Raw genomic sequence first — 23,504 nt, 5'->3', positions numbered from 1 at the left:
ATGGGATCACGTAGGCGGAACGGTTCACCACCCCGAACTCTCCCGCCTGTGGATAACTCAGGGGAGAACCAGCCCCCAATACCGGGCTCCGCTGCCTCCCTCTGGCTGGAAGTCTCGGACCAACCGAGCCCACCGCCCCCCGACCCCACGGGCCCCACCGAGCCCTGAGTGTCTCGGGGTGAGTGAAACCCTTCGCGGCACACGCAGCACGGTGCGTAGTGCCACGTGTCGTTTCCGCGACAAGGTCTATGTGTCGCGCGTCACGCGCGATTCGCACAGGAGATCTGGAGCAAGTCGTGGAACACCAACCCCGCACACCCGGTCTGCGAAGGACCGCCGCGGTGGCCTGCACCGCCGGCGCGCTCGGCGCCGTGCTGGCACTGCAACCGGTGGCAGCGGTGGCCGACATGGAACCGTCCGTGACCCAAGAGCCCACGGACGTCGAGGTCGCCGAAGCGCTTGAGGACTGGGAGGAGCTCGACCAGCCCGAAGCCGATTCCCCCGAAGCCCGCAACGACTTCTACCTTCCCCCGGACCCCCTGCCCCAGGGAGAGCCCGGCGACGTCATCCGGGCCGAACCCTCCGAGGCCTACACCGCGCCCCTGGGCGTCGGCCAGTTCGACGCCGACGTGTGGCGGGTGATGTACCTGTCCACGAACGCCATGGGCGAACCCATGGCGGTCACCGGCACCGTCATGGTCCCCGATGCGGAATGGGAGGGTGAGGGCGAGCGGCCCCTGGTCTCCTACGCCATCGGCACCCACGGCCTCGGCTCTCACTGTGCCCCCTCGATCGGCCTCGAACAGGGCCTGGACTACGAGGCCTCGATGATGAAGAACGTCATCGACCAGGGGCACGCGCTGGTGGTCACCGACTACGAGGGGCTGGGCACGCCCTCACCGCACACCTACATGGTGGGCCACTCCCAGGGCGCGGCCGTGCTGGACGGCCTGCGCGCCGCGACCCGCATGGACGAACTCGACATCTCCGCCGAGGCACCGATGGGCGTCAGCGGATTCTCCCAGGGCGGCGGGGCCTCGGTGTGGGCCGGTCAGATGCAGCCCGACTACGCCCCCGAACTGCCGCTGGCCGGTGTGGCCGCCGGGGGTGTTCCGGCGGACCTGACGCAGGTCGCCGACCAGTTGGACGGCAGTCTCTACTTCGCCTTCGTGGGCTTCACCGCCTACGGTTTCGCGGCGGCCTATCCCGAGCTGTCCTTCGAGGAGCACCTCACCGAGAAGGGGCAGCGGCTCCTGGACGCCTCGGTCGACGGCTGCATGATCGAGGCGCTGACCTCCGGTGCCGGCATGACCATGGACGAGACGGTCGACGTCGACCTCATCAACAGTCCCGAGTGGCAGGCCCGGCTTCAGGAGAACAAGCCCGGCGAGACCGTGCCGGAGGCGCCGCTGTACCTCTACCACTCCTCGGGCGATGACGTCATCCCGATCGAGCAGGGCGAGGAGTTGCGCGACGCCTACTGCGCCGGGGGCGCTTCGGTGGAGTGGCGACGGACCTTCTCCGGGCCGCACCTGACGAGCTTCTTCCTGGACACCCAACGTGCCCAGGACTGGCTCAGCGGGCGGTTGGTCGGGGAACCGGACTCCAGCACCTGCTGACACCAGTGACACGGATGGAGTGACACGGTCGCCGGGAACCTCGTCCCGGCGGCCGTTCTCATGTGGGCGGGGTCGACCGGAGCAATCGCTCCACCCGCAGCGCCATCTCCAGCTCGAAACGCGGATCGGGCTCGTCCAGCCGATCGCCGAACAGCTCCGTCAGTCGGCGCAGGCGATACCGCACCGTCTGCGGGTGGAGGTGCTGTACCTCGGCCACCCGCTTGGCGTTGTACCCGTGCTGCAACCAGAGCAGGAGGGTCTCGGACAGGCGCTCGCGTTGCCCGTCGGACAGCTCCCGCATGGGGGCCAACCGGGAGATGGTCATCTCCCGCATCAGATCCCGGTCCCGCAACAGCAGGAGCGGCGTGAGGTGTTCGCTCCACAGGGAGATCCCGTCGGCGGGCACCACCCCCGACTCGACCAGTTCGAGGGTCTCGCGCGCGTGGTTCAGGGAGAGGGCCGTCTCGGTGACGTCCACGGCCGGACCCGCCGCGGCGTGCCGGCCGCGCAACAGGCGTTCCAGGGTCCGCATCCTGCCGGGCCCTTCCGGATCGGGGAGCACGAGACAGGGGTCGGACCGGTGGAAGTCGTGCAGCACGTCGGAGGGCAGAGTGGGCGGGGCCGTCTCCTTCCCGTCTCCTTGGAGGACGATCACCGCCACCTTGTCGGGGACGCGCCACTGGGCGGAGGAGGCCAGGTCGGCGATGGCCCGGGGCGAGGGGGCCGGGTCGGACAACAACAGGTCGACCAGGCGCCCCCGACGTCGTTGGAGTTCTCCCGATGCCCGGGCCCGCGCCTGGTTGTAGCCCTCGGAGGCGGCGGAGGCCATCTCCTCCAGGAACAGGAACGCGGCCTCGGCGACCGGGCCGATGTGCCGCTGGGGCAGGAGTTCGGGGCGCTGTTCCTGAACCTTCAGGAGTTCGCGCCACATGATGACCAGGGCGGTGCGCATCGCGGTCTGGAGGTCGTCGAGGCTGCGGCCCTCGTGGACCTCGGCCTCGCCGAGCATGCGGAATCGCTCCCAGAGTCGGTGCTCGGGCGGATCGGCCACCCCCACCCGGTCCAGGAACACGGTCAGGGCCTCACGGACCGCGGTGCGGGTGGCGGCGGCGTACACCTCGTTGCCGGGCCGCAGGTATTCGGGCACGCTCTCGTGGATCCGGGCCACCACCACGTCGATGAGGGGTTCGACGTGGGCGCGGAAGTGGTCGGCGAACTCCACGGGGACATCGGCCAGGGGATTGGTACCGCCCCGGGGCCGACCCTTCGTGGGCATTGGGGGCACCTTCACGAGTCGTGTCCTCTCCGCCTGGAACGAAAAAGTTACTGACGAGTAAAGGAGAGGCTACGGGACCCGGAGGTTGATGTGAATCCCCGCACGGCCAGGAAAGGGGCCCGTCCGGACCCGGTGTGCGCCCGGTGCGGGGTCGGTGACGTCTCGCCGACCCCGGCCGCCCCGGCGGTGATCCACCGAGGAAGCGCGCTCGAACGACGACGGCACCCACCATCCGGTGGATGCCGTCGAGGTGCCCTTCACCCGGGAGGCGAGGCGCCGATCAGTCGACGTAGCGCAGGCCGGCCGTGGCCAGCTTCTCGCGCATCTTGTACATGTCCAGCCCCAGCTCGCCGTCGCGGAACCGGGCACGCTTGGACTCCTCGTTCTCCTCACGGAGTCGAGACGCCTCGGCCACCTGAGCGGCGGACTCGCGCGGCACCACCACGACACCGTCGGCGTCCGCGACGACGACGTCACCCGGCTCGACCAGGGCGTTGGCCACGGTGACGGGCACGTTGACCGATCCCAGCGTCGCCTTCACGGTGCCCTTGGCGTTGATGGAGCGGCTGAACACCGGGAAGTCCATCTCGGAGAGCTCGGCGACGTCGCGGCAGCCGCCGTCGATGATCAGGCCGGCCGCGCCCCTGGCCCGGAAGGAGGTCGCCAGCAGCTCACCGAAGAACCCGTCCTCGGACTCGGTGGTGCAGCCGGCCACGACCACGTCACCGGGTCGGATCTGTTCGGCGGCGACGTGGAACATCCAGTTGTCCCCGGGCTGGAGCAGCACGGTGACGGCCGTCCCGCACAGCTTCGCCTCCGGGTAGATCGGTCGGACGTAGGGCCGCAGCAGGCCGGTGCGGCCCTGCGCCTCGTGCACGGTGGCGACCCCGAAGTGGGACAGCGCCTCGACCGCCTCCGGGGCGGCGCGCTCGATGGAACGGTGGACGACTCCGAGCTCGGTCATGACTCTCCTCGTGAGTGGGTGGACGGGATGTGGAGTGGTACTCAGCGGCCCTGGCGCTTCAACCTGGCGTCCAGGCGCGGGTAGACGCGGCGGACGTTGCCTTCCAAGATCGCCTCGCGTTCGGCGTCGGGCAGCTTCACGCCCTCGATGTAGCGGCCGGTGTCGTCGAAGTAGTGGCCCGAGCACGGGTCGACGTCGCGGACGGCGCCGATCATCTCCGAGGCGAAGAGGATGTTCTCGTTCGGGACGACGTCGAACAGCAGGTCGATGCCGGGCTGGTGGTACACGCAGGTGTCGAAGTAGACGTTGCGCATCACGTGTTCCTCCAGCTCCGGCTTGCCCAGCGCCATCGCCAGCCCGCGGAAGCGGCCCCAGTGGTAGGGGGCCGCGCCGCCGCCGTGCGGGATGATCAGCTTCAGGTCCGGGAAGTCGGCGAACAGGTCGCCCTGGACCAGCTGCATGAAGGCCGTGGTGTCGGCGTTGAGGTAGTGCGCCCCGGTGGTGTGGAAGGCCGGGTTGACGCTGGTGGACACGTGCACCATCGCGGGGATGTCGTACTCGCACATCGCCTCGTAGATGGGGTACCAGGACCGATCGGTGAGCGGGGGCGAGTCCCACAGCCCACCGGAGGGGTCCGGGTTGAGGTTGATCGCCACCGCGTCGAGTTCCTCCACGGCGCGACGCAGCTCGGGCAGGCACTCGGCCGGGTCCACGCCGGGGGACTGCGGCAGCATGGCGGCGGTGGCGAAGCGCTCGGGGAAGAGTTCAGACACCCGGGCGATGAGGTCGTTGCAGATCGCGGCCCATCGGGAGGAAGTGGCCGCGTCGCCGACGTGGTGGGCCATGAAGGAGGCCCGGGGCGAGAACACGGTCAGGTCGATGCCGCGATCGTCCATGAGGCGGAGCTGGTTGCCCTCGATCGCCTCGCGCAGGTCCTCGTCGCCGATGTTCGGATCAGCGGGCTGGGGACCACCGTCGAGCGCGGCGATCTGAGCTTGACGCCAGTCGCCGAGCGCGGCGGGTGCGGTGGTGAAGTGCCCGTGGCAGTCGATGATCATCAGTGTGCTTCCTTCTTCAGGGATTCCAGATGCCCAGAGGGACGTAGAGCTCTCCGGCCATGAGCGCGCGTGCGGTGCGCACGAGCGCCGAACGGGTGATGCGGGTGGGATCCCCGGGGTCCTGGCCGAGCCGCACCTCGAAGGCGCCGCTCGGGTGTTCGATGGCCAGGGTGGTATCGGTGTCGTTCGCGACCGGGAGGGTCGCCGATTCGTGCGCGACCGTGCCCGGTAGCACGCAGGCGGTGGCGGCGGTGACGGCGGCCAGCACGCCGATGGATTCGTGGACCACCCGAGGGATGAAGCTGCGGGTGGTCAGGGCGCCGCCGTCCTCGGGCGGCGAGACCAGCGTCATCTTGGGATAGTTGCGGTCCGAGACGTCGCCCAGTCCCATGAGCTCGCCGCAGATCAGGCGCAACGTCTCCACCCGCTCGCGCAGCTCGGGGTTCGCGGTGAGTTCGGCGGGGCTCTCCCGCCCGGTCACGCCCAGAGCGGAGGCGTCCACGATGACGAGGGGTTGTCCGTTGTCGACGCAGGTGACGTCGATCGATCCCACGCTGGGAAGCTCGACAGCGTCACGTCGGTTCCCCGTCGGCAGCAGGGAACCGGCGATCGACCCGGCGGTGTCGAGGAACCCGATCGTCACCGGAGCGGAGGTGCCCGGGACGCCGTCGATTCGGGTGTCGCCGTCGTACTTCACGCCCCGCACGCCGCCCTGCTCGGGCGTGTGCACCGAGATGTGGGCGATGGCCCCGGTGTTGAGGGTGCGCACCCGCACGGTGGTGGTGTCCTCGACGGGCACGACCATCCCGGTCTCGATGGCGAAGGGCACCACGGCGGCCAGCAGGTTGCCGCAGTTGGCATTCATGTCCACCGAGTCGTCGTCCGGCCTGAGCTGGGCGAACCGGAAGTCGAGGTCGGCCCCCGGCTCGGTGCTCGGGCCGACGATGCCCGCCTTGGAGGTGAGTGGGTGCCCGCCCCCCAACCCGTCGACCTGCAACGGGTGGGGGGAACCGAGGGCGGACCGCAACACCCGGGCGAGGGTCTCGTCGTCGTCGGGCAGGTCGGCACGGGCGAAGAACGGCCCGCGGGACGTACCGCCGCGCATCAGCACGGAGGGGATCGCGCGTCGGCCCCCGCGGACCGATGGTGTGCTCGAAACTCTCATCTTCATCCTCGCGGCGCTATTCCCGGACCTCGGACCAGACCAGCTCGTCGTAGTCGGGAGCCTCGTCGACCAGACCGGACTCCACGTGGAAGTCGGTCGCGACACCGAAGGCGTCCCGCCCCACCTGCGTGGAGGTGGCGAACTCCTGCGGGAGGATCTCGGTGAGCGCCTCGACCGCCTCGGGGTCGGTGCCGTCCATGTAGGACGAGAGCAGCTCCGCGGTCCCCTCGGGGTCGGACTCGATGAACTCCAGCGCGCGGTTGATGGCGCGGTTGAAGCCCTCGATCTGCTCGCTCTTGTTCTCGATCACGTCGGAGGTGCTGAACAGCGTTCCGTGCAGCGCCCCGGACATGTCGGGGATGTCGCCGCGCTGCGGCGACAGGTAGATCTCGCCGGCGCCCTCGGCCTCGGCCATCTGCCCGGCAGGTTGGAAGAAGGCCAGGGCGTCCACCTGCCCCGAGGACAGGGCACCGATGGCCGACGACGACACGGCGCCCAGGTTCACCAGGGTGGCGTCGGTGTTGGCGTCCATTCCCGCCTGCTCGAACAGGTAGATCAGCAGCGCCTCGGTTCCCGAACCCGGGCCGGTGATGCCGATGTTCTTGCCCTCCAGAGCCTGGATCTTCTCCTCCAGGGGCGCGTCCGGGTCCCCGTCGAAGTCCGGGGCCGTCACCACGTCCACGTAGTACTCGGTGACCAGCGAGCCGGTGAGCCGTGTGTCGGGGTCGTTCTCGGCGAGGTTGAACGTGTCGGTGAGGACCCCGGCGGCCACGTCGATGGAGCCCGAGGTCAGGGCCGCCGCGAGCTTGGCGCCGGTGCCCAGGCGAGGACGCTCGCCGAGCTCGACGCCCTCCTCCTCGAAGTAGCCGTTCTCCTCGGCGACGTGGAGCGGGAAGAACGCGACGGAGTCGCTGATCTGGCCCACGTTGAGAACGTTCGGGTCGGAGCCGCCGCCGTCGGCGCAGCCCGAGGTCGCGATGAGGCTCGCGGTCGCCGCGATGGCGGCGGCCGTCCTGAGGTGGGTGCTGAGTTTCATGATGTGGCTCTCGATCGAGTGTTGGGAGGGGCGCTACTCGGAGTCGAGCGGCTTCCAGCGGTTGGCGCGGGAGGACAGAACGCTCACGAGGGCGTTGAGGACCATGGCCAGCGCGGTCAGGACCACGACCGCGGCGAACACACCAGCGGTGTTGAACTGCGCGGCGGCGTCGTTGATGAGGTAACCCAGGCCGCGGTTGGAGGCGACGAGTTCACCGATCACCGCGCCGATGAGCGCGTAGGGAATGGAGACCTTCAGACCGGTCAACAGACCGGACATGGAGGCCGGCAGCACGACCTTGAAGGCGACGTCCTTGTTCGACCCGCCCATCAGCCGGACGGCGTCGATCAGGCCGCGGTCCACGTCGCGGACCCCGGCGGCGGTGTTGAGGAAGACCAGGAAGAACACGCTGACGGCCGCCAGGATGACCTTCATGTCCAGGCCGATGCCGAACCACACGATGAACAGTGGGGCGAGCGCCACCTTGGGGATCGAGTACAGCGCCATCATGAACGGCTCGAACACGTCGTAGACGAGACGGACCGAGGCGAGCACGAAACCGGCGAGCGCGCCGGTGAGGGCACCGATGACGTAACCGAGCACCACTTCCTGGATGGTGATCCAGGTGTGCGTGCCCAGGGTGCCGTCCCGGATCCAGGCGACCAGCTGCTCCCCGACGGCGATCGGGTCGGAGACGAACATGGGGTTGGCGACCAGGCCGCCGGCCAACTGCCAGAGCACGAGGAAGAGCAGTAGGGCCCCCGCTCGCAGCCCCCACACCAGGGTGGTGCGGCCGTGGCGGTCCCACCAACTGCGGCGGCGGTCCTCTTTGACCGGGCCGCTCGTGCTCAGTCCGTCGTTGGTCCGCGTGGCGGAAACCGATCCGGTGGTCATCACCGCGCTCCTTTCTTCAGCGCGGCGGTCAACGTGGAGTGCAGTTCCACGAACCGCGGTCGCACCTTGGTCTCGTCGGGGTCGCGCGGGCGCTCGATGTCCACTTCCTGGTCGAGCAGGATGGTGCCGAGCGGGCCCAGGACGACGACGCGGTCGCCGAGCAGCAGGGCCTCCTCGATGTCGTGGGTGACGAACACGATGGTGTGCCCGGTCTTGGACCACAGCCGCAGTAGCTCGCCCTGGAGTTCGGAGCGCAACTGGGCGTCCAGGGCGCCGAAGGGCTCGTCCATCAGGATGGTCTCGGCACCGTTGGCGAGCATGCGGGCCAGACTCGCGCGGCGACGCATACCGCCGGAGAGCTCCCGCGGGTAGTTGTCGGCGAAGTCGGACAGACCGACCGTGGCGACGAGCTCAAGGGCCTTGGCCTCGCGCTCTGCCTTGTCCACGCCCGCGATCTCCATGGGCATCTCGACGTTGCGCCGTACGCTCCGCCAGGGCATGAGCGTGTCGGTCTGGGTCAGGTAGCCGATGTCGGGTGTGGGGCCGGTGTGCGCCCTGCCCCGGTGCAACACCTGGCCCGAGGTGGGCTTGGAGAGCCCGGAGAGCAGGTTCAACATCGTGGACTTGCCGCAACCGGATCGGCCCAGGATGGTGACGAAGGTTCCCTCTTCGATGGTGAGGTTGAAGTCCCGCAGGGCCACCGTGGCCACGTCGTCGCGTTGGAACTCCTTGGTGAGGTGCTCGACCTCCAGAACGACGCTCATGTGGTGACCGCCTCTTCCTCGTGGTGGGCCGACGGGGCGTCGGGCAGTGGGTCGGCTCCCGCGAGCCGGCGCGAGTTGTGCACGACCATCAGGCGCACCTCATGGTCGGAGAAACCGTCCTTGAGCAGGACGTCCGCGGCCAGGGCGAGGCCGTCCTCCACCGGTGGGTTGAAGGGCTGGCCCAGGTCCGAGCTGATGACGGAGGACTCGGGGCCGGCCGCGCGGATGTTGTCCAGCCACACCCGCCAGGACACCTTGCCGGTCAGCGGGGTGGTCAGGCAGCGCTCCAGGTAGGCGCCGTGCTCGGCGAGCGTCTTCTGGTTCTCGGCGGGGATGCGCTGGGAGGTGAACTCGGGGTGGGTGACGACGATGCGTCGCACACCGCGTTCACGGGCGTAGGCGATGACCTTGGACGACTCGTCACCGTGCAGGTGCCCGGTGGCCAGCGTCATGTCGTGCCTGGCGATGACGTCGAGGACCTGGCGGGCGGCCAGGACCACCTCGCCGTTCTCGTCGAGCACGTCGACGGTGGGACTGATGATCCCGTCGTCGCGCAGGTCCTGCTGGATCTGTGCCCACATGGGAGGGGTGGAGCCCTCGGGGGCCTCGGCGAGGCAGCTGCGCTGGTTGTCGCTGTCCACGGTCGGGAGCCAGACGAACTGGGCTCCGCCCCGTGCCGCGATCTCGACCGCGACGGGGTTGAGACCGCCCACGGAGGCGTTGAGGGTGATGGCGCCGAGTACGTCCACGTCCGGGTGGACGTTGCGGACGACCTCGGCGCGTTCGGTGGTGGGGGTGTAGTGGGACTTGAGCACGAAGCCCGCCAGGCCGTGCCGCTTGAAACGGGGGGCGAGTTCGAGATCGCCGACCCTGCGCTTCATCACATCGGGGGCGATGTGGACGTGGATGTCATAGGCACCCTGGACGAGCCGGCGGGCGTGTGCGGTGGGTTCTTGGTGATGCGACATGCCGCCCCTTCGCTAACGAACTAGTGAGCGACATTGTTAACGATCTTGGTCACATCCGTCAATGCCCACGTAACGTCAGGTCAGGGCGGGTCGCCTCCGGGGGGTGTGTCATAGAACACGTGCTTTGTGGTTTTACTTCCGGTTTCCGAAGTACTCCTTCGTCGCCGAGAAGACGCTCTCCAGGTGCGCCCGCATCGCGTTCGCGGCGCGTTCGGGGTCCTTCGCGCAGACCGCCTCCACGATCTCCAGGTGCTCGGGAAGCGACGTGGCCGGGCGATGTGGCTGCATGGACAACTGGATTCGGTACCGCACGTTCTGGGCGCGCAGACGCTGGACGATGTCGGGTGCCACCTTGGATCCGCTGATGTCCATCACGGCCTGGTGCAGATCACGGTTGGCCTGCGAATAGGCCTCTCCGTCGCCCGAGTCCACCGCCCCGCGCATCACCTCGCCCAAGTCGCGTAGGCGCGCCATGCCCGCGTCGTCGACGCGCTCGGCCGCGCGGGCCGCGCACATCGATTCCAGGGCCGCGCGCACCTCCACGATCTCCAACGCCTCGTCCAGGTCGACGGCCCGCACCCGGGCTCCCCGGTTGCGGATCTTCTCCACCAGGCCCTCCACGGTGAGGGTCGCCAGGGCCGCGCGCACCGCGCCCCGGCTGGCGTCGAACATCTCGATGAGGTCGGTCTCCACCAGACGCTGTCGGGGGGCGAAGTCGCCGGCGACGATGGCCTGGCGAAGGCGCGAGGCCACGCGGTCGGCGTCACTGACGCTCTCCCGGGCCCCCTGGTCTACTGCCTCCTGGGTCATGGTCTTCCTTTCGCTCATCTTGGTGTGCATTATTGTAAACAATGTTGTTCACATCTGAAGGGCACTTGGTACAGGAGGACGCGATGACCGTCATCACAATGGTCGGCCTGGGAGAGGCCGGCAGGCTCATCGGCGAAGGACTCGCCGAGGCCGGGGCCCGGGTCCAGGGCTACGATCCGTTCGTCGCGTTGCCCGACTCGCCCATCGTGCAGTATCCCGAGCCGGCGGAGGCGCTCGCCGAGGCGGAGATCGTCATCAGCCTCGTGGGCCCCGACGCCGCGGAGAAGGTCGCGACGCGGGTACTGGCCCTGATGCCCGCCTCAGCGGTCTACGCGGACCTGAACACCCTCTCCCCGGGGGAGAAGAAGGCGCTCGGGTCCCTGGCCTCCGGCGCCGGTGTTCCCTTCGCCGACGTCGCGGTCATGGCCCCCGTCCCACGGGCGGGCAGTCGGACACCGCTGCTCGCCGCCGGCAGCGGAGCCCGAGCCTTCGCCGCCGCGCTCTCGCCCCTGGGCACTCCCGTGCGCGCGATCTCCGAAGAGGCCGGTGACGCCGCCGCCCGCAAGATGCTGCGCAGCGTGTTCATGAAGGGCCTCGCGGCGTTGATCATCGAGTCGCTCGACGCCGCGAGCGCGGTCGGAGCGGACGGCGACCTCCGTGACCAGATCGCCGCCGAGTTCGGTGAGAACGGTGCGGCCCTGGTCGACCGCCTCGTCGATGGCACACTTCAGCACGCCGGCCGCCGCGTCCACGAGATGGAAGCGGCCCGGGCCTACCTGGAAGAACTCGGAGTGGACCATCCCGTCACCGACGCCACGGTCGCCCACCTGCGCCGCCTGAGCACCTGACGGCGGGCTCGACGCCACCTGGGATGATCTTGATCGACACGCGACAGCGTTGAGCCCCCAATGGCGTCACGGAAAAGAGGAAAAGGGATGGAAACGTCGGCGAGCGAGCAGCCGTTCAGAGAGTCTGAATGGAGGAAGGTCGAGGGCTTCGACTTCACCGACATCACCTACCACCGCTATGTCGGACCCGCGCGTAGTGGCGCGGGCAAGGACATCGGTGCGGTGCGTATCGCCTTCGACCGTCCGGAGGTGCGCAACGCCTTCCGGCCGCACACGGTCGACGAGCTCTACACGGCGATGGAGCACGCGCGCTCCTGGACGGCGATCGGTACCGTCCTGCTCACCGGGAACGGGCCGTCCGCCAAGGACGGCGGTTGGGCCTTCTGCTCCGGCGGGGACCAGAGGGTGCGCGGTCGGGACGGCTACCTGTACGAGGGCGGTGAGGACGGTGGCGAACAGCGCAAGGCCGACCAGGGCCGGTTGCACATCCTGGAGGTCCAGCGGTTGATCCGCTCCATGCCCAAGGTCGTCATCGCCGTGGTCAACGGCTGGGCGGCCGGCGGCGGACATTCGCTCCACGTGGTGTGCGACCTGACCGTCGCCTCACGACAGCACGGGTTCTTCAAACAGACGGACGCCACGGTCGGATCGTTCGACGGTGGGTACGGTTCCGCGCTGCTGGCCCGTCAGGTCGGCCAGAAGCGGGCGCGGGAGATCTTCTTCCTGGCCCGGCCGTACTCGGCCACCGAGATGCAGGAGATGGGCGCGGTCAACACCGTGGCCGACCACGGCGAGCTGGAGGACACCGCGGTGCGGATGGCCACCGACATCGCCGACCAATCCCCGCAGGCGATCCGGATGCTCAAGTACGCCTTCAACCTTCCCGACGACGGGATGCTCGGGCAGCAGCTGTTCGCGGGAGAGGCGACCCGGCTCGCCTACATGACCGAGGAGGCCGTGGAGGGCAAGACGGCGTTCCTGGAGAAGCGCAGCCCCGACTGGTCGGGCTTCCCTCGCTACTACTAGCCGGTGCGGCCGGGATCGCGTCGCGCGGTCCCGGCCCCTGACCGTGCGAGCCGCTAGCCGGTGACCGGATATGTGACGTCGCGGTGGGGATCGATGACGGCACCAGGACTCGGCCGCGCCGCGTCGATGTGGTCGACGCCGAGGATGTGCCGCACGTACTCGGCGTGGGCGAGGAGGTGATCGGCGATGATCCTCCGGTGGCACCGCCACCACACCGCCTCGGAACACATCACGGCCGCGCGTCGCGTGCGTCCCCACTCCCGCAGCTCGGCGAGGGCACTTCGGAACTCGTCCGAGAGCGCGTGGTCGGCGTAGTTGTGGAAGCCGCGGTTCTCCCACCAGGCGTTGACCTCGAACGGCACGTCCTTGCTCACCGGACGACGCCCGGTCAGCCCCTCGGCGCGCCGATACCGGATCCCCACCTCACCGAGGGCGGCTGAGAGCGGGTCCTGGTCGAACCACGGATACCGGGTGGAACCCGGAAGCCGCCGAACATCGACGATCAGCTCGACGTGGGGCTCCCGGAGCAGCTCGACGAACTCGCCGAGCGTCCGGTTGGAGTGCCCGATCGTGAAGAACGGCTCATTCATCGACCGGCCGCAAGGCGCTGCCCTTGTGGGCGGCGACGTGGTCGGTCTTGTCGCTCTTGATCTCGTACTGCGGATCGTCCTTCGACGCCCGGCGGGTGTGGCCCTTGTAGTCGAAGTCCTTCGTGTGCACCTTCGTCACCGTGCCCGAGACGTGCCCCGCCTCCGAGTTCCAGGTCACGTGGTCGCCCACGCTGAACCGCTCAGACATCTCGACTCCCTCCCTGGTCATTTCATTGAAACACCCGCACGGACAATGCGGGGGCACCGGCGTGCACGGGAAACGGAGACGTCCATACGGGCTCAGGGCTTGCGGGCGACACCGCCGTACTGGGCGACCTCTCGGACGGAGCCCACCCGGCTCTCCTCGGGTCGCCAGAACGGGACGGAGACCACGCCGGGATCCAACAGCTCCAACCCCTCGAAGAAGGCGCCGATCTGCTCCGGGGTGCGCAGGTGGATGGGTTGGGCCGCGTTCTCGTTCCAGGCCTTGGCCGCCTCCACGATCTGCGGGCTGGTGTCGGTGCTGTCGCACAGGGCCAGGAAGCTCCCCGAGGGCAGGGCGTCCACGTAGGCGCGCGCCACGGCGTAGGTCCGCTCGTCGGCGGGGAAGTGGCCGAGCGTACCCATGATGACCAACCCGATCGGTCGGGTGAAGTCCAGGTGCTCGCGGGCCTGGGCCAGTAGTGCCCGCGGGTCGAGCAGGTCGGCGTCGATGTAGTCGGTGCTGCCCTCCTCGGCGCTGGTCAGCAGAGCCCGGGCGTGCGTGAGGACGAGGGGATCGTTGTCGACGTAGACGATCTTGGACTCGGGGGCGACCGCCTGGGCGACCTCGTGGGTGTTGTTCGCGGTGGGAAGACCGGTCCCGATGTCCAGGAACTGGCGGACGCCCTCTTCCCGGGCCAGATGGGTGACCGAGCGGAGGAGGAACCGGCGATCGGCGCGCATCACCTCGACGATCTCGGGGAAGGCCGATTCGACATGTTCTCCCAGAGCGCGATCGACCGGATAGTGGTCCTTGCCCCCCAACCAGAAGTTCATCACCCGTGCGGAGTGGGGAACGGTCGTGTCCAGGGGGATACGCGGGGTGTTCATGGGGGCCTTCCTGGCCGGCGGACGATCCGGGAACCATCGGTCATTCTCCTCGCGCGCAGACCCTCTGCGCAACAAGAAACCCCCGTGCGCAAGGGTTTTCGCGAACATCGACGCGCTCGACCGTGAACCGAAGGTCCATCGCGAGTCGATGTACATCATGCGGTCGGATACAGCCCGTGAGAACGCCATGACGGCCTGACCAGGAAGTTTTCCCCAGGAGGACTGCGGCTCGGCCGGATCTCCGAAAAATATCCTCCCCCAACAGAACTCAAGTGTCCCGACCGCCATCGGAACACACAGAAAGCAGCCACACTGACACAGACCCTGACACCGAAACCGACACAGACACATGTAGGGCGACGGCAGGAGCGACCAACCCATCGGGCGCGGACGACCGGTCGTCGATCCAGGTCGGGTCGCCTCGACGGTGGAACCCGTCCGGTGCACCGGCTTCCGAAGCCGATGGGGCGTAACCGAGAGGTCACACCACCTCTCGATGAGGGCCACTGACAAGAACGGGGTTTCCCGAATACCGATTTCCACTCATAGCGCGATTTCCGCATCCCCGAAATCACTTTCACAGGCTTGATCACAGCCACCTGTCCGCAATTTTCCACGTCCTTCCTTGGGAAGAAAGGAACATCATGAAGCTCGATGTCCGTTCCAGCGTCCTGGCCCTCGCGACCTCTGGTCTGGTGGTCGTCGGTTCCGCGGCCTGCTCGGCCCAGGGAATGGTCGACGCGGTGTCATCGGTCGATCCCGCGCATACGGGCGAGAACTCCCAGGTCGACGAAGGGGTGGAGACTCTGGCGGGCGAGCTGGAGTTCCTGGCCCCGGGCGAGTTCATCATCGACGGACAGGCCTTCTATATCGCCGAGGACACACGGATCCTGGGCGGCCATCACGTCTGCCCCGCCGAAGACGGTGTCGACGAGATCGGCTTCGGAATCGTGGAGTGCGACCTGGAGACGCTCGAAACCACCGTCCAGGGGGACACGGCCGTCTTCGCCGAGGTCGAGGTGAACGAGGAGGGCAACGCCGAGTCGGTCACCGAGTACGACAACGACAGCCACTACGACTCCGTCGAACCCGAGGCCCCGGAGGAGTCCGGTGGGTTCACCGGGACCGCCACGGGAGAGCTGGAGTACATCGCCCCGGGCGAATACCGCGTCGACGGCACGGCGTTCTACGTGGCCGAGGACACCACGATCATCGCTGGGATCTACGCCTGCGCCGAAGGTGTCCAGGACCCCGACACCGGCGAGGTGAGGTGCGACTTCGACGAGTTCGACGCCACCCTCGCGAACGGGACCGTCATCCTGGCCTCGGTCGAGATGGTCGACGGGATCGCCGAGTCGATCACCGAGTACGAGGCCTGAGGCACCTCCCAAAGGAGGCCCGGGAAACACCGAAGGCCAGAACCGTGGGTTCTGGCCTTCGGTGTTACATGTGGGCGATACAGGACTCGAATCTCCCGGTGGTCGGCCGCCGCCCCAGACGACGATCGATGAGGAAACCGACGGTGTCCCCGGCCACGGCTCCGACGATTCCATGGGCCGCCACGATGATGGCTCAGACGTGGAAGGGCACGGTGGTGACGACGATCTTGGGACGTTCACGCAGGGCGTGCCTGAGTCGAAAGGCCATCCGGTCGTGGAGTAGCCGGTGCCACCAGCGCAGGGGCACCACCTCGGCCAGGATCACCGTGATCGTCATGTCCGACCGTTGTTCGTGCAGCGCCTCGACGTAGTTCACCAACGGCGCGATGATCGTCCGGTAGGGGCAGACCACCACTTCCAGGGGCAGATGGTCTCCCCACTGCAGCCAGTACCCGCGCATCCTCTCCGCCTCTTCCTCGGAAGGGCTGAGGTGGACGGCGAGGACCGGTTGTCGGAGTGACGCCGCGTAGGCCAGGGCGCGGATGTTGGCCAGATCCAGCGTCTCGACGGGCACGACCGACAGGTGGTGGATCTCCTCGGCTTCCCGGTCGCTTGTCCTCCCTGCCCGGCTCGAACCCGTCATCGTGTGGGATCCCTCATCGGGTGGACGACGGACCACACTGATCGGGCCGCCCGGAGCGGAGGCCGCGTGGGGGCGCAGACGAAGCGCACGCCCGACGGTGTCGTAGTGGACCCGCACGCGCACGGCCACGATGACGAACACGGCCACGGCCAGGAGCGCCACCCACGCTCCCGCACTGAACTTGACGATCGCGGCGGTGACGAACACCGCCGCGCACATCACGGCCCCCGTGGCGTTGAACGCGAGGCTCTTGCGCCAGTGCCGTGCGCGTGAGCGCCACCAGTGCACCACCATGCCCGCCTGCGAGAGCGTGAACGCCAGGAACACACCGACCGCGTACAGCGGGATCAGGGAGGTCGTGTCGCCGCCGAAGGAGACGAAGATGGGCCTTGACCCTGGATCTTGGACACGCTGAACCCGACAGGTGTCGGGGGAAGCGAGAATCAGGGCATGGCCCGTAAGACCTACTCCGAGGAGTTCCGCCGACAGGCGGTCGATCTCTACCTGAACACCCCGGGCGCCACCTTCAAGGCGATCGCAGCGGACCTGGGCATCTCCCGAGGCACCCTGCAGAACTGGGTCTACGCCCAGCACCCCGCGGGACGCCCCACCCCAGCACCCGCCACGCCCGCCTCAGCTACACCGCCCAAGGGCGAGACCGCTGCCGCCAGGATCGCCCGTCTGGAGTCCGCCCTGGCCGCCGAACAAGCCGAACGCCGCAAGCTCGAGACCGAACGCGACATCCTGCGCCAGGCGGCCAAGTATTTCGCCGGGGAGACGAACTGGTGAACCGCTTCCAGTTCGTCGCCGACCACCGACACACCTTCGAGGTGAAGCGGTTGTGCGAGGTCATCGGCCTGGCCCGGTCCTCGTTCTACGCCTGGCTCAAGGCAGCCCCCGCCCGTGCGGCCCGCCAGGTGGCGGACGTGGCCCTGGCCGAGCGGATCCGCTCCTTGCAGGACCCGGAACAGGGCGGCGATGCCGCCTATGGGGCACCCAGGATCACCGCTGACCTCAACGACGGAGCACACGAGGATGAACGCATCAACCACAAGAAGGTCGCCCGCGTGATGGGCGAGCACGACCTGGCCGGGATCCGGCTCCGTCGGCGCGTGCGGACCACCACCTCCGACCAGTCCGAGCGCAAGCACCCCGACCTGCTGAGTCGGGACTTCACCGCCCACAACATCGGCGAGAAGTACGTCGGAGACATCACCTACCTGCCGCTGGCAGGCGGGCGTAACCTCTACCTGGCCACGGTCATCGATCTGTGTTCTCGCAAGCTGGCTGGATGGGCGCTGGCCGACCACATGCGCACCGAACTCGTGGCAGACGCGCTGAGGGCGGCCGCCCGCGAGAGGGGCACCCTGGCCGGGGCCGTGTTCCACTCCGACCACGGGTCGGTCTACACCTCCCGGGCCTACGGGGATCTGTGTGCCGAGCTCGGCATCGTCCAATCGATGGGGGCGATCGGGTCGAGCGCGGACAACGCCGCCGCGGAGAGCTTCAACGCCACACTCAAACGCGAGACCCTCGCCGGAGAGGCCGTGTACGCAAACGAGGCGGTGTTGCGGCGCACGGTGTTCCGGTGGGCCCACCGGAACAACACCCGTCGTCGTCACTCACACTGCCAGAACGTGTCTCCGAACGACTTCGAGGTCTCCAGAGCGTCTACGCTGGCGATCGCGGCGTAATCAATCACCCCCGTGTCCAACATCCGGGGTTAAGCCCCGACCGCTGCCTGCACCAAGGCATAGCGCACACCATCCTCGACGGCACACTGATCACCACCGACCGCATCACAGGCGTCCGTGAGAACGGCAACGACCTGTGGTTCAGCCAAAAACACAAGGCCTTCGGCGGTAACCTCCAGTTCCTGTCCGCGCCGGATGGCACCCCACTGTGGGTCTCCGATGCCGAGCCCGGCTCCACCCCCGACATCACCGCCGCCCGTATCCACGCCCTACCGGCCCTGTACAAGGCAGCAGCCCAGGGCCTACCGGTTCTGGCCGACAAGGGCTACCAGGGCGCCGGTATCGGCGTGCACACCCCCATCAAACGCCCCACCGGAAAGAGCGAAGGAGCTCTGCACACGGACACGCGGATGTACAACGCACTGTTGCGGCACGTGCGTGCTCTCGGTGAACGCACCGCCGCCGAACTCAAGGAGCGCTGGCGTGCGCTCAAACACGTCACGCTGAGCCCCTGCCGGATCGGCGATATCGCCCGTGCGACTCTGGTCCTCAACCGGCGATGGAAATGATCTTCGTTGAGAAAACCTCAGTCGGGTACTTTTTCTCATCGCCTCCATTGCCGTCACCTCGATTCGGATCCACCCCGCCTAAAAAGTGCGGGAATCACGAAACGGAGACCGGGGCGAAGAGCCGACTTCTCCTTTCTGGTCACGGCGCTTCATGAGGCGATCGTCTTCGCCCCGGCGTGTTCCCTTGGCGGGGGAGGAGGAACTCTCCTCACCCATCAAGAAGAACGAGATTCCGTTTTTCGCTCATCGAAATCACAATTCTTCTCTGACCAGGACGGACACCAACCGATCCTCGGCGGCACGCCGCCACCGGCGCGCGGTGATGTAGGTCAAGCCCATCTCCTGGGCGACCCGAACCAGTTTGTGGCGCTCCAGGCGGGTGCGCGTGATCAGGTCGGCCTCCACTTGAGTCAGCACCCCCCTCTGTGCGGCCTCGGCCACCACTGTGACTGGCCCCCGCCCCGCCATCGCGGGGTCGAGCGGGACCTGGTTCGGACGCCACCGGGCCGACCAGCGCCGGTCACGTGTGTGGACGTAGGCGGACCGCACAGCGGTGTTGGCCGCAGCCGCCCACAACCGTTCCCCCACGTCATTAGCGTTCTCAGGCAGAGATCGGAGCTGTTCCAGGACCGTGGTCAGTACCTCGGACTCCACGTCCGCGATGTGCTGTCCGGGGCCGCGCGCGTACCGCGTGCACGCGGTGACCATGCGCGGCAAAAGCGCGCCGGCCGCGATCACCGTCCAGGTCGCCTCCCCCTGACGGGCGCGGGCACAGACGGTGTGCCAGAGCAGATCACTGACATGACGGGGCCCGTAGCGCAGCAGTGCGACAACCTCGCTGGCGGTCAACTCCTCGCTCCCCGAGTCGTTCAGGGGCACGTGCAGGTGTGGTTGATTCGGTCCGGTGGTCAAGAGGGTGAGCGAGCGTCGCAGAACATCGAGAGGCTGATCCGAGCGAGACATATCGGCTCCCTTCACGTAGGTGGGGAGTCCTATGAAGCACGATCGGATGCGCAAGATATTAGCAACTCAAGAATGTAGAATAATGTTTCTTATTGCTCATCATGTGCGTATTGCGTATTTCAGAGTTCAAAGGGGGAAGGCTGGCGTGGAGTCCAAATTGCGTACGCGCTGAGAAAGGTATTCGCGTGTCTTTTTGGGGCTGGGGATCTTCATGCTCTATGACTGCATGCGTCGCATCCCCAGGGGAGGCGCCCACAGGTGGCGTCACCCAAGGTTGCCTGCGTGCCAGGTTCACGCGCATAGAGGTATGTGATGTAGGACACTATGGCCTAATGTGGCCATCTTCTATGTCTGCTGATCAGAGCGGGTTTCTTTGCTGCCCCCACGTGGTGGGGGCAGCAAGTTCGCCTCCAACAGCTTGCGCTGACGAGTTGGAACCCCGTACTTTCTGGCTTGCTCTGAGTCATTCATAACTGAATCTCCGGTATCGGAGTTCCTTCCTTAGGACGGCATCCCCCATGCGTCGCCCCTTGGCCCGTGCGACGGTGGCTTCCATCGCCACCATGCTTGTCGTTTCCCTGATGTCGACGTTGCCCGCGAGGGCGGAGCCCGACGCTTCGGAGGGTTCGGATTCGCAGCAACGGCAGGAGTTCGACGCCTTGGCGTTGGCCGAGCAGTCTGGTGAGCGGGTGGAGATTCCAGGGCTGACGGATGAGAAGACTCAGCATTTCGCCAATCCAGACGGGTCGCTGACCGCTGAGGTCTCCGCAGTGCCGGTTCGGGTGCGCTCCTCCCAAGGATGGATGGATGTGGACACCGACCTGGTCCGGGGCGCGGATGGGCTGATCCGCCCCAAGGCGGCGGGGATGGACATCGCTTTCTCTGGTGGCGGGGACAGCGTCATGGCCCACGTCGGAATTGGCTCCAACAGTGTTTCCTTGGGCTGGATCGAGGGCCTCCCTGAACCAACGCTCGAAGGAGAGCAAGCCACTTACTCCGACGTGCTGCCGGATGTGGACCTGGTTCTGACCGCTGGGGTGGAGGGCTTCTCCCAGGTCCTGGTCGTACACACTCCTGAAGCCGCGCAACTTCCTGAACTCGCCGAGTTGGAACTACCGCTGTCCACCGTCGGTGTGACCATGACGGTGGATGAGTACGGCAATCTGGACGCGGTCGGAGAAGCGGGCGGACAGAGCGTGTTCTCTGCCCAGGCGCCAGCAATGTGGGACTCGAGCACCGAGCCGGAGCCGGTGGCGGAAGAGGACCCCACGCTGGGGCCATTGATGACTTCTCGCGTGGAGGCGGTGGAGACCACTCTGGGGATCGACCACATCCGGTTGGTTCCCGACCAGGGCATGTTGGTGGATGAGGCCACCGAGTTTCCGATCTACATCGATCCGTCGGTGAGCGCTAGCCGCCCGAATCGGGCCTACGTCGATCGCACCTACCCGAACCAGGCCTACTTCAACACCTCGAGCAGCAAGCCAGTGGGCGTAGGACGCTACTCCGGTCCTGAAGGCACTTACACCCGTCGAGCGTTCTTCCAGTTCACAGTGATGGCTCGCACCATGCACCCCAACACCATCATCAACTCGGCCACCCTGCGAGCCGAAGTCGATTGGGCTTACGGCTGTAACAGCAACTCCTACATCCAGTTGCAGCGGGTGAGCACGTTCAACCGCAACACCACCTGGAACAAACAGCCCTCCACCCAAGGTGGAGTGCTGGACACACAGAACGTGCGCGGTGGATGGGCAACCTGTCCCTCATCCAGCGGAGTGGAGTTCGACGCCACCTCCGCCTACAAGTGGGGGGTCGACAACAAGGCCTCCCACATCTATCTACGCTTGAAAGAGCGTGATGAGTCCGGCACGGCCGCTTGGCGTCGCATCGAACTCAAGAAGAAGCCGCCGGTACTGGTCGTCAACTACAACCATCCGCCGGCGAAACCGGTGACCTCCACCATCTCCGACTCGCTCGGCGGGGTGTGCAGCACCGACCAGGACAAGCCACGGCTGATCAACGACACCACCGTCACCTTCAACGCCCAACTCCGCGACCGTGACTCCTACTGGGTGGGCCAACAGGTCAAGTCCCGGTTCGAGTGGAAGAGCGTGGCAGATGACACCGCCCTGGGTACGGCGGACTCCGCCTACGTGACCGTGGGCAAGTGGTCGGGGGGTTCCTATCGTCCGGTGACCGCCCGTGACCTCCCCGAAAAGGAACCGATCGCCTACCGCGTGCGCGGCCACGACAAGTCCAACTGGGGACCGTGGTCCTCATGGTGCTACCTGGAGATCGACACCACCAAACCCGACTCCGGACCCGAGGTGACCTCCACCGACTACCCGGCCGGCGACGAGGTCCACGGCTCGGCGGGCCGTTCGGGTGAGTTCACCTTCGCCAACAACGGGGTCGACCAGGCCACCTCCTACCACTACAGCCTCAACGACGCCTCCTGCTCCACCGAGATCGAACTCGACGAACCGGGCGCAAGCGTGACGCTACCGATCACCCCACGCCGGGACGGCCCCAACCTGATTCACGCCCGTATCAGCGACGCCTACGGCAACTCCTCCGAATGCGGCCTGGTCTATCGATTCACTGTGGCCCCACCCGCGGAGCCGATCTCCCACTTCGCCTTGGACGAGGGCCAGGGAGACAGCGCCACCGACGCGATGGACACCGAACGGATCGCGACCGCCTCGGGCAACTTGGATTGGACCCGAGGCCGTGTGGGCCATCGAGACGGAGACACCTACCGGCTGGAGAACACGGGGCTGGACACCGCAAGTGGCGAACGGCTGAGTACTCAGGGCCCGGTGGTGGTCACCGACGAGGCGTTCTCGGTGGCCGCGTGGGTGCGGTTGGACGAAGACCCGAGCCGGGCCTACACCGCGGTGGCCCAGAATGGCGAGCGGCACAGCGGTTTCTACCTCGGCTACCAGCACACCCAGGGCGGCCGGTGGATCTTCAAACAGGCCCCCTACGACGGGGACGACACGTCAATCTCCGAACGAGTGCTCTCCACCGAACAGGCACAAACCGGAGTGTGGACCCACCTGGTGGGAACCTATGACCCCGAAAGCAGAGAGCTCGCTTTGTACGTGGACGGTGTCAAACAGGGCACCCATGTTCAGCAGAGCGCGTGGAACGCGGAGGGCCCCTTCGTGATCGGAGGGGCACTGTACCGGGGGACACACCACGACTTCTGGCCCGGCGGCATCGACGACGTACGAGTGTGGGACCGGGTCCTCTTCGATGAACCGTTCATCGAGGACGACGAAGCCCGATCTGAAGTGTGGGAGTTGGCCAATCGGCCCGCCGCGCTCGAAGGTCGCTGGAAGTTGGACGAGACCAAAGGGACGCTCGCGGCGGACTCCTCCGACCACGGATTGGACGCGACTTTGCACGCCGACCCGCTGACCGCGTGGAACCAGGCGCTCAACGAGGTCACGTTCGCTCCGGGTGTGAGCCTGAACGTCGCCGAACAAGAACACCTGGCCGCCGCAGGACCGGCTGTTCGCACGGACCGGAGTTACAGTGTCGCGGCCTGGGTCAGGCTCGATGAAGTCGGCCACAACTCCACCGCGGTGGCTCAGAACGGTGATGACCACAGCGCGTTCTACCTGAGCTACCAGCACACCTATGAGCACGACAAGTGGGTCATGAAGCTGCCGCCCGAAGATCGCACCGGCACGAGCGGGTGGCATCGTTCCTTGTCCGATCGCACCGCGGAGTTCGGACGCTGGACCCACCTGGCGGCCACCTACGACCACACCCTGGGCCAGGCCACGCTCTACGTCGACGGTGTGGCCCAGGACCCGGTGGAGATCCCCGAAGCCTGGCACGCGAACGGTCCGCTACTCATCGGCGGCGCACGGTTCGAGCAGCAGTTCTTCGATCCCTGGTCCGGCGACATCAATGACGTCCACCTGTACCAAGGCGTGCTCTCCCAAGCCGACATCAACAACGTCTATGAGGGTCTGATCCCCACAGGCTCTTCCTGACCTGGTTCCTCTCCCCACACCCTTTTCCCAGTTCACAGAACCCGGCGGCAACGACGACCGCCGGGACGGAGGCCCCTGTGTCCGAACGCCCTTCCCCCACCCAGGACGAAGCCGAAGAGGCCGAACCTCGTGGTGC

The 23,504-nt window shown here is 67.2% G+C and carries 21 protein-coding genes; 7 read left to right on the top strand and 14 right to left on the bottom strand.

The window, feature by feature from the left end; all coding sequences use genetic code 11:
* The first annotated feature begins 296 nt into the window (after positions 1–296).
* Positions 297–1,619: a lipase family protein gene (locus ACWGKS_RS13425; RefSeq protein ID WP_452522733.1), complete on the top strand. Its 1,323-nt coding sequence runs from the start codon at positions 297–299 to the stop codon at positions 1,617–1,619.
* Between the two features lie 58 nt (positions 1,620–1,677).
* On the opposite strand, the gene ACWGKS_RS13420 is transcribed toward ACWGKS_RS13425, so the two are convergent.
* The 9 genes from ACWGKS_RS13420 to ACWGKS_RS13380 all read right to left on the bottom strand — a co-directional run bounded on the left by ACWGKS_RS13420 (position 1,678) and on the right by ACWGKS_RS13380 (position 10,572).
* Entirely contained in the window at positions 1,678–2,895 is a 1,218-nt protein-coding gene (locus ACWGKS_RS13420; RefSeq protein ID WP_452522732.1) for a PucR family transcriptional regulator, read from the bottom strand.
* Positions 2,896–3,175: 280 nt separating this feature from the next.
* The gene (gene ligK, locus ACWGKS_RS13415; RefSeq protein ID WP_358511484.1) at positions 3,176–3,859 is read right to left on the bottom strand and encodes a 4-carboxy-4-hydroxy-2-oxoadipate aldolase/oxaloacetate decarboxylase; all 684 of its coding nucleotides are present in this window, start codon (positions 3,857–3,859) and stop codon (positions 3,176–3,178) included.
* 41 nt (positions 3,860–3,900) lie between these two features.
* On the bottom strand, positions 3,901–4,917 hold the full coding sequence (locus ACWGKS_RS13410) for an amidohydrolase family protein (RefSeq protein WP_358511481.1): 1,017 nt from the start codon (positions 4,915–4,917) through the stop codon (positions 3,901–3,903).
* 16 nt (positions 4,918–4,933) lie between these two features.
* Positions 4,934–6,082, bottom strand: coding sequence for a 4-oxalomesaconate tautomerase (locus ACWGKS_RS13405; RefSeq protein ID WP_452522729.1), 1,149 nt, complete (start codon positions 6,080–6,082; stop codon positions 4,934–4,936).
* A 16-nt stretch (positions 6,083–6,098) separates the two neighbouring features.
* Positions 6,099–7,118, bottom strand: a complete 1,020-nt coding sequence (locus ACWGKS_RS13400) for an ABC transporter substrate-binding protein (protein ID WP_452522727.1) — start codon at positions 7,116–7,118, stop codon at positions 6,099–6,101.
* A gap of 33 nt (positions 7,119–7,151) precedes the next feature.
* Entirely contained in the window at positions 7,152–8,012 is an 861-nt protein-coding gene (locus ACWGKS_RS13395; protein ID WP_358511472.1) for an ABC transporter permease, read from the bottom strand.
* A complete protein-coding gene (locus ACWGKS_RS13390) occupies positions 8,012–8,776 on the bottom strand; it encodes an ABC transporter ATP-binding protein (protein WP_358511469.1) in 765 nt (254 codons plus the stop codon). The genes ACWGKS_RS13395 and ACWGKS_RS13390 overlap by 1 nt, the downstream gene beginning before the upstream one ends.
* A complete protein-coding gene (locus ACWGKS_RS13385; RefSeq protein ID WP_358511466.1) occupies positions 8,773–9,744 on the bottom strand; it encodes a DUF6282 family protein in 972 nt (323 codons plus the stop codon). The genes ACWGKS_RS13390 and ACWGKS_RS13385 overlap by 4 nt, the downstream gene beginning before the upstream one ends.
* A 132-nt stretch (positions 9,745–9,876) precedes the next feature.
* A complete protein-coding gene (locus ACWGKS_RS13380; RefSeq protein WP_452522724.1) occupies positions 9,877–10,572 on the bottom strand; it encodes a GntR family transcriptional regulator in 696 nt (231 codons plus the stop codon).
* Between the two features lie 65 nt (positions 10,573–10,637).
* On the opposite strand from ACWGKS_RS13380, the gene ACWGKS_RS13375 reads away from it, so the two are divergent.
* Entirely contained in the window at positions 10,638–11,402 is a 765-nt protein-coding gene (locus ACWGKS_RS13375; RefSeq protein WP_358511461.1) for an NAD(P)-dependent oxidoreductase, read from the top strand.
* An 87-nt stretch (positions 11,403–11,489) separates the two neighbouring features.
* Complete coding sequence (locus ACWGKS_RS13370; protein WP_358511458.1) at positions 11,490–12,428, top strand: 1,4-dihydroxy-2-naphthoyl-CoA synthase; 939 nt, start codon at positions 11,490–11,492, stop codon at positions 12,426–12,428.
* Between the two features lie 53 nt (positions 12,429–12,481).
* Here the strand turns inward: ACWGKS_RS13370 and ACWGKS_RS13365 are convergent, their stop codons facing one another.
* The 3 genes from ACWGKS_RS13365 to ACWGKS_RS13355 all read right to left on the bottom strand — a co-directional run bounded on the left by ACWGKS_RS13365 (position 12,482) and on the right by ACWGKS_RS13355 (position 14,110).
* Positions 12,482–13,018: a DUF488 domain-containing protein gene (locus tag ACWGKS_RS13365; protein ID WP_358511455.1), complete on the bottom strand. Its 537-nt coding sequence runs from the start codon at positions 13,016–13,018 to the stop codon at positions 12,482–12,484.
* Complete coding sequence (locus ACWGKS_RS13360; protein WP_358511452.1) at positions 13,011–13,226, bottom strand: hypervirulence associated TUDOR domain-containing protein; 216 nt, start codon at positions 13,224–13,226, stop codon at positions 13,011–13,013. The genes ACWGKS_RS13365 and ACWGKS_RS13360 overlap by 8 nt, the downstream gene beginning before the upstream one ends.
* 92 nt (positions 13,227–13,318) lie before the next feature.
* The gene (locus ACWGKS_RS13355; RefSeq protein ID WP_452522721.1) at positions 13,319–14,110 is read right to left on the bottom strand and encodes an SAM-dependent methyltransferase; all 792 of its coding nucleotides are present in this window, start codon (positions 14,108–14,110) and stop codon (positions 13,319–13,321) included.
* Between the two features lie 644 nt (positions 14,111–14,754).
* Here ACWGKS_RS13355 and ACWGKS_RS13350 point away from each other — a divergent pair.
* Positions 14,755–15,489 carry a hypothetical protein gene (locus tag ACWGKS_RS13350; RefSeq protein WP_358511447.1) on the top strand — a complete coding sequence of 245 codons (735 nt, stop codon included), beginning with the start codon at positions 14,755–14,757 and terminating at the stop codon, positions 15,487–15,489.
* A 193-nt stretch (positions 15,490–15,682) separates the two neighbouring features.
* Here ACWGKS_RS13350 and ACWGKS_RS13345 read toward each other — a convergent pair whose 3' ends face one another.
* Positions 15,683–16,459: a hypothetical protein gene (locus ACWGKS_RS13345; protein WP_452522719.1), complete on the bottom strand. Its 777-nt coding sequence runs from the start codon at positions 16,457–16,459 to the stop codon at positions 15,683–15,685.
* 123 nt (positions 16,460–16,582) lie between these two features.
* Between ACWGKS_RS13345 and ACWGKS_RS13340 the strand changes: the two genes are divergently transcribed.
* A protein-coding gene (locus ACWGKS_RS13340; protein WP_452522717.1) for an IS3 family transposase occupies positions 16,583–17,826 on the top strand; the annotation gives its coding sequence in 2 pieces (ribosomal slippage) (positions 16,583–16,901 and positions 16,901–17,826; 1,245 coding nt in all).
* Positions 17,721–18,395 (top strand): transposase family protein, encoded by a 675-nt coding sequence (locus ACWGKS_RS13335; protein WP_452522715.1) that lies wholly within the window; start codon positions 17,721–17,723, stop codon positions 18,393–18,395. Before ACWGKS_RS13340 ends, ACWGKS_RS13335 begins: the two co-directional genes overlap by 106 nt.
* A 252-nt stretch (positions 18,396–18,647) precedes the next feature.
* Here ACWGKS_RS13335 and ACWGKS_RS13330 read toward each other — a convergent pair whose 3' ends face one another.
* A complete protein-coding gene (locus ACWGKS_RS13330) occupies positions 18,648–19,244 on the bottom strand; it encodes a hypothetical protein (protein WP_452522713.1) in 597 nt (198 codons plus the stop codon).
* Between the two features lie 677 nt (positions 19,245–19,921).
* Between ACWGKS_RS13330 and ACWGKS_RS13325 the strand changes: the two genes are divergently transcribed.
* Positions 19,922–23,368: a LamG-like jellyroll fold domain-containing protein gene (locus ACWGKS_RS13325; protein WP_452522711.1), complete on the top strand. Its 3,447-nt coding sequence runs from the start codon at positions 19,922–19,924 to the stop codon at positions 23,366–23,368.
* Positions 23,369–23,504: the final 136 nt, after the last annotated feature.

It is taken from the genome of Nocardiopsis sp. NPDC055879 (assembly GCF_053615935.1).
This window is presented reverse-complemented; position numbering and strand designations above follow the sequence as displayed.

What these genes read in the sequence shown, in the direction of transcription:
- ACWGKS_RS13355 (WP_452522721.1), bottom strand. Translation starts at nt 14,110, where the DNA reads ATGAACACCCCGCGTATCCCCCTGGACACGACCGTTCCCCACTCCGCA.
- ACWGKS_RS13325 (WP_452522711.1), top strand. Translation starts at nt 19,922, where the DNA reads ATGCTTGTCGTTTCCCTGATGTCGACGTTGCCCGCGAGGGCGGAGCCC.
- ACWGKS_RS13405 (WP_452522729.1), bottom strand. Translation starts at nt 6,082, where the DNA reads ATGAGAGTTTCGAGCACACCATCGGTCCGCGGGGGCCGACGCGCGATC.
- ACWGKS_RS13380 (WP_452522724.1), bottom strand. Translation starts at nt 10,572, where the DNA reads ATGAGCGAAAGGAAGACCATGACCCAGGAGGCAGTAGACCAGGGGGCC.
- ACWGKS_RS13350 (WP_358511447.1), top strand. Translation starts at nt 14,755, where the DNA reads ATGAAGCTCGATGTCCGTTCCAGCGTCCTGGCCCTCGCGACCTCTGGT.
- ACWGKS_RS13385 (WP_358511466.1), bottom strand. Translation starts at nt 9,744, where the DNA reads ATGTCGCATCACCAAGAACCCACCGCACACGCCCGCCGGCTCGTCCAG.
- ligK (WP_358511484.1), bottom strand. Translation starts at nt 3,859, where the DNA reads ATGACCGAGCTCGGAGTCGTCCACCGTTCCATCGAGCGCGCCGCCCCG.
- ACWGKS_RS13375 (WP_358511461.1), top strand. Translation starts at nt 10,638, where the DNA reads ATGACCGTCATCACAATGGTCGGCCTGGGAGAGGCCGGCAGGCTCATC.
- ACWGKS_RS13365 (WP_358511455.1), bottom strand. Translation starts at nt 13,018, where the DNA reads ATGAATGAGCCGTTCTTCACGATCGGGCACTCCAACCGGACGCTCGGC.
- ACWGKS_RS13360 (WP_358511452.1), bottom strand. Translation starts at nt 13,226, where the DNA reads ATGTCTGAGCGGTTCAGCGTGGGCGACCACGTGACCTGGAACTCGGAG.
- ACWGKS_RS13410 (WP_358511481.1), bottom strand. Translation starts at nt 4,917, where the DNA reads ATGATCATCGACTGCCACGGGCACTTCACCACCGCACCCGCCGCGCTC.
- ACWGKS_RS13395 (WP_358511472.1), bottom strand. Translation starts at nt 8,012, where the DNA reads ATGACCACCGGATCGGTTTCCGCCACGCGGACCAACGACGGACTGAGC.
- ACWGKS_RS13370 (WP_358511458.1), top strand. Translation starts at nt 11,490, where the DNA reads ATGGAAACGTCGGCGAGCGAGCAGCCGTTCAGAGAGTCTGAATGGAGG.
- ACWGKS_RS13420 (WP_452522732.1), bottom strand. Translation starts at nt 2,895, where the DNA reads ATGCCCACGAAGGGTCGGCCCCGGGGCGGTACCAATCCCCTGGCCGAT.
- ACWGKS_RS13390 (WP_358511469.1), bottom strand. Translation starts at nt 8,776, where the DNA reads ATGAGCGTCGTTCTGGAGGTCGAGCACCTCACCAAGGAGTTCCAACGC.
- ACWGKS_RS13400 (WP_452522727.1), bottom strand. Translation starts at nt 7,118, where the DNA reads ATGAAACTCAGCACCCACCTCAGGACGGCCGCCGCCATCGCGGCGACC.